Here is a 734-nt window from a genome sequence, read left to right on the forward strand (position 1 = left end):
GAATTATTAGAATTAGTAGAAATGGAAGTACGTGAACTTCTTTCTCAATATGACTTCCCAGGTGACGATACACCAATCGTACGTGGTTCAGCGTTACAAGCGTTAAACGGCGTGCCGGAGTGGGAAGAAAAAATTCTTGAGTTAGCACACCACTTAGATACATACATTCCAGAGCCGGAGCGTGCAATTGATAAACCGTTCTTATTACCAATCGAAGACGTATTCTCAATTTCTGGTCGTGGTACGGTAGTAACAGGCCGTGTTGAACGTGGTATCATCAAATCAGGTGAAGAAGTTGAAATCGTAGGTATCAAAGAAACTACGAAAACAACCGTAACCGGTGTTGAGATGTTCCGTAAATTATTAGACGAAGGTCGTGCGGGGGAAAACGTTGGTGCATTATTACGTGGTACAAAACGTGAAGAAATCGAACGTGGTCAAGTATTAGCGAAACCGGGTACAATCACTCCGCACACAGACTTCGAATCAGAAGTTTACGTATTATCAAAAGAAGAAGGTGGTCGTCATACTCCATTCTTCAAAGGTTACCGTCCACAGTTCTACTTCCGTACAACGGACGTAACAGGTACAATCGAGTTACCGGAAGGTGTTGAGATGGTAATGCCGGGCGACAACATCAAAATGACTGTGAGCTTAATTCACCCAATCGCGATGGACGAAGGTTTACGTTTTGCGATTCGTGAAGGTGGTCGTACAGTAGGTGCGGGCGTGGT

At 44.3% G+C, this 734-nt stretch carries 1 protein-coding gene; it reads left to right on the forward strand.

Features of this window, described 5'->3' with window-relative positions; translation table 11 throughout:
• The coding region (locus DAI17_RS20740; protein ID WP_159081702.1) for an elongation factor Tu at window positions 1-734 on the forward strand (734 nt) is incomplete at both ends.

It is taken from the genome of Nocardioides sediminis (assembly GCF_003047295.1).
GTDB lineage: Bacteria > Actinomycetota > Actinomycetes > Propionibacteriales > Nocardioidaceae > Nocardioides > Nocardioides sediminis.